At 29.3% G+C, this 6,519-nt stretch carries 7 protein-coding genes and 1 pseudogene; 3 read left to right on the top strand and 5 right to left on the bottom strand.

Annotation, left to right across the window (positions count from 1 at the left end; genetic code table 11):
- Positions 1-439: 439 nt before the first annotated feature.
- Positions 440-520 (bottom strand): annotated as a pseudogene (locus L987_RS14085) (protein rep); the annotation flags it as partial.
- Between the two features lie 16 nt (positions 521-536).
- A complete protein-coding gene (locus tag L987_RS03785) occupies positions 537-1,475 on the bottom strand; it encodes a replication initiator protein A (protein WP_047503084.1) in 939 nt (312 codons plus the stop codon).
- 446 nt (positions 1,476-1,921) lie between these two features.
- On the opposite strand from L987_RS03785, the gene L987_RS03780 reads away from it, so the two are divergent.
- A complete protein-coding gene (locus tag L987_RS03780) occupies positions 1,922-2,692 on the top strand; it encodes a DUF536 domain-containing protein (protein WP_014287297.1) in 771 nt (256 codons plus the stop codon).
- A 106-nt stretch (positions 2,693-2,798) separates the two neighbouring features.
- Here L987_RS03780 and L987_RS14300 read toward each other — a convergent pair whose 3' ends face one another.
- Genes L987_RS14300 through L987_RS13655 form a run of 3 tightly spaced genes read right to left on the bottom strand, consistent with a single transcriptional unit; the run spans position 2,799 to position 3,895 of the window.
- Positions 2,799-2,987, bottom strand: a complete 189-nt coding sequence (locus L987_RS14300; RefSeq protein WP_269429207.1) for a zinc-binding dehydrogenase — start codon at positions 2,985-2,987, stop codon at positions 2,799-2,801.
- A 25-nt stretch (positions 2,988-3,012) separates the two neighbouring features.
- On the bottom strand, positions 3,013-3,732 hold the full coding sequence (locus tag L987_RS03775; RefSeq protein ID WP_269429206.1) for an NADP-dependent oxidoreductase: 720 nt from the start codon (positions 3,730-3,732) through the stop codon (positions 3,013-3,015).
- 16 nt (positions 3,733-3,748) lie between these two features.
- Complete coding sequence (locus L987_RS13655; protein ID WP_156105200.1) at positions 3,749-3,895, bottom strand: hypothetical protein; 147 nt, start codon at positions 3,893-3,895, stop codon at positions 3,749-3,751.
- 192 nt (positions 3,896-4,087) lie between these two features.
- Between L987_RS13655 and L987_RS03770 the strand changes: the two genes are divergently transcribed.
- Entirely contained in the window at positions 4,088-4,726 is a 639-nt protein-coding gene (locus L987_RS03770; protein WP_047503081.1) for an HD domain-containing protein, read from the top strand.
- A 739-nt stretch (positions 4,727-5,465) separates the two neighbouring features.
- Positions 5,466-6,320, top strand: coding sequence for an NAD(P)H-binding protein (locus tag L987_RS03765; protein ID WP_047503079.1), 855 nt, complete (start codon positions 5,466-5,468; stop codon positions 6,318-6,320).
- Positions 6,321-6,519 lie beyond the last annotated feature (199 nt).

Here is a 6,519-nt window from a genome sequence, read left to right as displayed (position 1 = left end):
TCTTAAAAGGAATTAGTTTTTTTGAATTTTTATCTAAACTCATATCAACCCCTCCCTATAAAGCATATAACTATTTTCACTATATATATAACATAAAGGTCAAAGTTGGTCAATAAATTTTCTCGGCATAAATACGTGGTCTATTTATTTTTCTTTTCTCCAAAATAGTAAGATAAAAACACTCCAATACCACCAATAAAAACTGCAACAAAAATCCCAATCCACATTAAAATAGACATAGAAAACGCTCCTTTTTAAGTAAACTCTATCACAAGAACGATTTAAAATTTAAATACCTTTATTTTGAATTTTAAGGGGGTATTTTAAAGATTTAGGGGTAAATCATATAGTTTTATACATAAAAACGAATATAAGCTCTTAAAATGCAAATATGAGCCAAATAAATATATTTTAATTACATCAACTAAAATTTGAGCAAAACCAGTGTTGATTTTTTTTCGTCGTCATCAGTTAAAAAATCCAATGACTTAACCGAATATTTCGAGGTCTCTTTTATTGCTATAAGATTATCTAAATTATTGGTTAAAGATATTATGTTGTTTCATGTTTTGACGACGCATATTAAGTGCGTGTATTTCTTCAAGTTCAGCTTTAATCGATTGCATTAAATATCCTTGCATAGCTTCAACGGTTTCATTCTTTTGTAGCAGCATCGCTTTAAAACGTTTCAACACACTTACAATTTCAAACTCAACATCTTCTAAACGATAATAGGTATCATGTGCATTATTAAATGATTTCTTCCCTTTGAGTAATACACTTTTAATAATTCGTATTTCTCTAATTTTAAATTTACTTAAATAGCCTTGAAGTTGTTGCGGCAATTCTTCAAGGAGTTGGAACTTAAGCGCCTCATTATTAAATTCAGTTTGTTGATGATTTGTATGATCCGAATGATCATGACTTATTGAATTATTATATGTATCATTCATATCATACGTATCATTATTCTCAGTTTCTATATAATCAGTATTACTTAAATTAGTATCATTAGACTGTGAATTTGGAAGTTCTTGAACACTTAAATTCATAGTTCTAGAACTTCCAAATTCATTGTTCTGGAACTGTGAATTTGGAAGTTCCTTGGTACGACTGCCTTCAACATCATAATTGGGTTTTAATAAATACAATCTATTGGGTTTATTAAGGCCAACACGTTCTTGAGTTAGTAAATTAAAACTTACTAACTCTTTTTTCAATTTTATGATTTTTTGTTCTGCATAACCTAAGTATTCGCACAAATGTTTATTACTGAAAATAAAGTAAATGTTATTATTTTTATCTACCCATTCATTTTGGATGGATAATTCAAAACGATCTTTTAATAACGCATACATAATTTTGGCTTCTGCTGACATTTTCTTAAAATATATATCTTCAAATAAATATTTAGGCAGTTGATAAAACCTTTCAGTTTTTACTTGTGATAGATTGTATTTCTCAAAATTGGGCATAATAAAAACCTCATTTCCACTTTTTTTGGATTGAGGTAATAAAACAATTTTTACGTAAGTTATATGTTTTGTGCTTGCACTTAGATGATTAGATATATATAATACAAGTATCAAAAAAATATATAAACAAACGAATGCGAATCGTTTTATTACCGAGAGTCGATGCTACGCCAATAGCATCGACTCTTTTAATATTCATAAAGTAATATTAACACTTTTATGGTCGTATATAAAGCGTTTTAAGTGTAGTTAAAAGCACATTATAACCTCAAAATAGTAGAATTTATTAATTTGGTGCCTAATTAGGCGCCAAAAATATCCAATAGGTGACTAATTAGGCACTTAGGCAGTGAAATAGGCGGTAAATTTAGGCGGTAAAAGATGAAAAAAAGTTTGTTAGGTGGTAAAATTTAGGTACTAAATTAGGTACCTAAAGGGTGGTTGTTGTGAAAACTATTAAAATGGTTGCTGATGAATTGAATGTAACTAAGCAAACTATTGTTAATAATGCCAAAAGTTTAAATATATCTTTTGAAAAAGAAAATGGAATTAATTATATCAATGATAATGATTGCTTAAAAATTATAGAAAAAATTACTAAGAAAGAAAGTACAACGCAAAATAAAGAAGCAATTAAAAAAGAAATTTTCGATGAAAATACTACAGAAGATAAAAAGTATTTAGATAATAATTCAAATAGTTCTGAGACGTTAAAAACAAAAGTTAATGAATTAGAAAAGCAAATAGAAATTTTTGAAACTAGGGCTAAAAATGATGAAAAATATATTGAGAATTTAACTAAACAACTAGATCAACAAAATAGCAATGTTAATACATTAAACAAATTGTTGGAAAATCAACAAATATTAGCTTTAGAAAGTAATAAAAAGATTCAAAAACTAGAAAATCAATTAGAAGAAGAAAGGCACCTTAAATATACTTTTGATACAGCGACTAATGCTAGACAAAATATTAATGCGAAAGAAGCAGTATTTACTGATGAAAATCAAAGTATGAACCAACAACAAGAAAAGAAACAACCAACAGAAACAGAAATTGGACATAAAGATATTAATGAAGAGAATAAGAATGAAAGTATAAAAGAAAACGTAGTACCAAAAGATGAAAAACCATCAGAAGGAATACATAGTGAGCCTGATGATAGGGAAGAGGAACTACCTAAAAAGGGGTTTTGGAGTCGTTTGTTTGGTAGTTAATATAATTAATTAGGCACTAAAAGATTATAATCTTTTAGTGCCTTTTTTATATAGTGAGAACTTCTGATAATCATCGGTTATGTTAATTTAAATAATAAATCATATATTATGATTTATTATTTATTACAATTTTCCCTCTAGAATGACCATTTTCACTTAATTTATGAGCTTCTCGAACAAAAGATAGTGGGAAAATAGCTTCAAAGTAAGCTTTGACAACACCATATCCATATAAATTAACAACTTCTATTAAATCTTGACGATTTAATTCTGTCCATGTGAAATATGCTGTAATTCCTTTACTTTCTGCTTTCTTTTTATTAACTTGCCCGCGTATAGATATTAAGTCTGCCTCCAGGTTTCAATACATCATAACTACGTTCAAGTGTTTCTCCTGCTTGAGTATCAAGGACGATGTCATAATCATGTACATAATCTTCAAAACGTTCTGTATTGTAGTCAATGGTAACATCTGCCCCAATTGATTTTAAAAATTCATGGTTGTGTGTACTTGCAGTAGTTGCTACATAGGCACCTTTAGCTTTAGCTAATTGAATGCCAAATATACCTACTGCACCTGCGCCACCATGTATTAATACTTTATCGCCGTGTTGCATTTCACCATATTTTATTAACGCTTGATAGACAGTCAAACCATTAATTGGAATTGTCGCACCTTCTTCAAAAGATAATGATTCAGGTTTTTTAACAACTGTGTTTTGATTAATGGCCACAAATTCTGCATAACCACCGTTTTTATCAAGTTGTTGTGTTGCAATAACTGGTGTACCTACTGTTAAATCTGTTACTTTTGAGCCGACTTTACGTATAACGCCTGATATATCCCATCCTAAAATGAGCGGTATAGGGTAATCAATTTTCCCTTCTTGTTCACCTCGTCTAACATGCCAATCGTATGGGCTAATACCTGTATTTTCAACTTCAATTAATACTTCTTCATCTGTTATCTCAGGTAGTGGTAAATTAAATTCTTGTAATACATCAGCTTCTCCATATGATTCTATTGCAAATGCTCTCATCAATATAGCCTCCTAATTAGTTCACTTTGTGTGTTGGAAAATATGGAACAATTTCTTCGCCTAATTCATCTATAATGTCTTCAACAGGTCTTCTAGCAATTCTAGCAAAATAAGCAACAAAGGCTAAATGATTTACTCCAATTTCTTTATACTGATACAACAATTCTCTTAAACGATTTCTCCCTAATCTAAATCCAAGTGGTATGGATTCAGGTAATTGATTAGAGTCTTCGTTTAAATCAATGTATTTACTTCTTCATTTATTTGTTTTCTTTATCCAATATAAAGAAAGTTTTACTTATTTTTTAAAGGGAATATTAACACTAATTATATATTTCACAAAGGGGAGTTTTTTATGATTAATAGCATAGATGAAGTAAAAGTGCCAGATAGTAAAATTGTTCAAGATGCCCAAAAAATCGTACAAGAATACGGAAATGAATTAATATGGAATCACTCAAACAGAGTTTATTTATTTGGCGAAGTCAAAGGCATGCAAGATAAATTACAATACGATAAAGAATTACTTTATGTCACTTCTTTATTCCATGATTTAGGTTTAACCCAAACATACAGTAGCGATGATTTAAGATTCGAAGTAGATGGCGCTAATGCAGTTAGACAATTTTTAAAAAATTATAATTATAACGAACGCGATTTACAACTTGCCTGGGATTCTATTGCGTTACATACAACACTAGGTGTAGCTGAACACAAAGAAAACAATGTAGCCTTATTATATCATGGTGTAGGAACAGATGTAATGGGTGATAATTGGGATCAATATTCTGATGAAATCAGAAAAGCAATCGTTACTAAATTCCCAAGAGGCAATTTTAAACATGATGTAATTAAATCTTTTTATGACGGTTTTAAGCATAAACCCGAAACGACTTTTGGAAATATAAAAGCAGATGTAATTAAATATTTCGAACCAGAATACCCACAAAATAACTTTTGCTCATGTATTTTACGTTCCAAATGGGATAGTTAAAAATAACTAATTGCTTTATTGACGTTGAGCCTTGGAACCCTTAACTAAACTTGTAAACCCGGTAGACTCAATTATTATTGCATTATAGATCTAAAATTCATCGTTATAATTTAGTTAAATCTCTTAAGGAGGCGCTTACACGTTTGTTCGAAACGGTGCAAAAATCATAATCGACTTTCGTCGTTTTTTTTATTTCACAATTAAAGAAACGGCTCGAGATATTCCTAACAGTTATAAAAATTAATTTGTCTTGGATATTGCTACTACATTTTTGAAAAATGTTGTAGATTTACAACCATAATTTTTGGATTTACATTGACAATACTGCATCGAAAGAAAAAGCCAATCTAATTTTTCTAGGTTGACTTTTATTTTTATACCTACAGGCATACTTACACACCTAAAAAACGTCGTGCTAAAAACAAATTTGCATGTGGTAATCCAATATCCTTATTATACATTTTAACAGTTGATTTAAAGCAAACTTTAAAAATATATAATTTTCAACCTCTTTAATTACATTTGTTTCTTAAAACACATATATGAGCCAGAATATAAAATAGTGCCAGGAAAGATAAAAATTGCTTGAAAATCGCTAAATTTTGACATTATACTTTTTAATCACTTAATAAAATTATTACTTAAAAATACTATTTTAATAAACTGATAACTGTACTTTTCCAAAATAATGTATATGATTCAACTTATATTCAATAATTAATTAGAAAGGGTTGATATTGTGAATATTTTAATAACAGGTGCCACAGGTGGTATGGGTAATTATGCTCTTGAATTTTTGAAAAAATTAGTTCCCCAAGATGAGATTTTCGCTTTAGTAAGAAATAAAGAAAAAGCAAGTCAATTGGAAGAAAAAGGATTTAATATAAGGTTTGGAAATTATGATGATTTTGAAGCGTTATCAAAAGCTTTCAAAGATATAGATCGTCTTTTATTTATCTCAGGGAATGAAGTTGGGCAACGTCAAAAACAACATAAAAATGTTGTAGAAGCAGCTAAAGCAAATAGTGTTTCTTATATTGCTTATACAAGCTTTGGAAATGCTAATATTTCTACTAGTCCGTTAGCAGAGGATCATAAATATACCGAAAAATTAATTTTAGATTCTGATATAGATTATACATTTTTGCGTAATAACTGGTATTTAGAAAATGAATACGGGTTAATTACAGCTGCTTTAAAAAGCGGAAACTTTGTTCATTCAGGTGGAGAAGGCAAAGTCGGTTGGGCATTGAAAGAAGAATATGCTCAAATAGCTGCTTATGCAGTATCAGGGAAATATGAATTTCCTAATATTATTGAAATTGGTGGAAATTTGATCACATATCGTCAATTAGCAGAAGAGTTAGAAAAAATTTCAGGTAAAAGTCTTGAGATTATTGATACAGATGTTAACACGGCTTCAAAATTCTTACAGGAAAACGCAGAATATCCTAAAGATTTAGCTGATTTTCTTGCTTCAGCACAAGAAATTATAAAAAGTGGAAGTTTAGATATTGAACCTGATGATTTAAAAAAATATATAGGAAACTCGTTATTACCGATTCAACAATCACTAAATAGATTATTAAAATAGTATAATCGCTTTAGGCTTCGATTTTGAACTGTTCTTATTAGAGTGCTAGCGATAAAGATGAAACTGTTGGGCGAATCCAACTATTTAAAGTTACAACAATTCACTGAAAATTTAAATATGGGTGTGTAAAACGAACAATAAGAGACTAACAGCAAAGTTATAAACTTTGCTGTTAGTCTCTTAGATAATAAATACTGAT

Origin of the sequence: Staphylococcus sp. ZWU0021, assembly GCF_000798895.1 — a bacterium.
Lineage (GTDB): Bacteria > Bacillota > Bacilli > Staphylococcales > Staphylococcaceae > Staphylococcus > Staphylococcus saprophyticus.
Note: the sequence above shows the minus strand (reverse complement) of the source record. Positions and strands in the feature narration are given on the sequence as shown.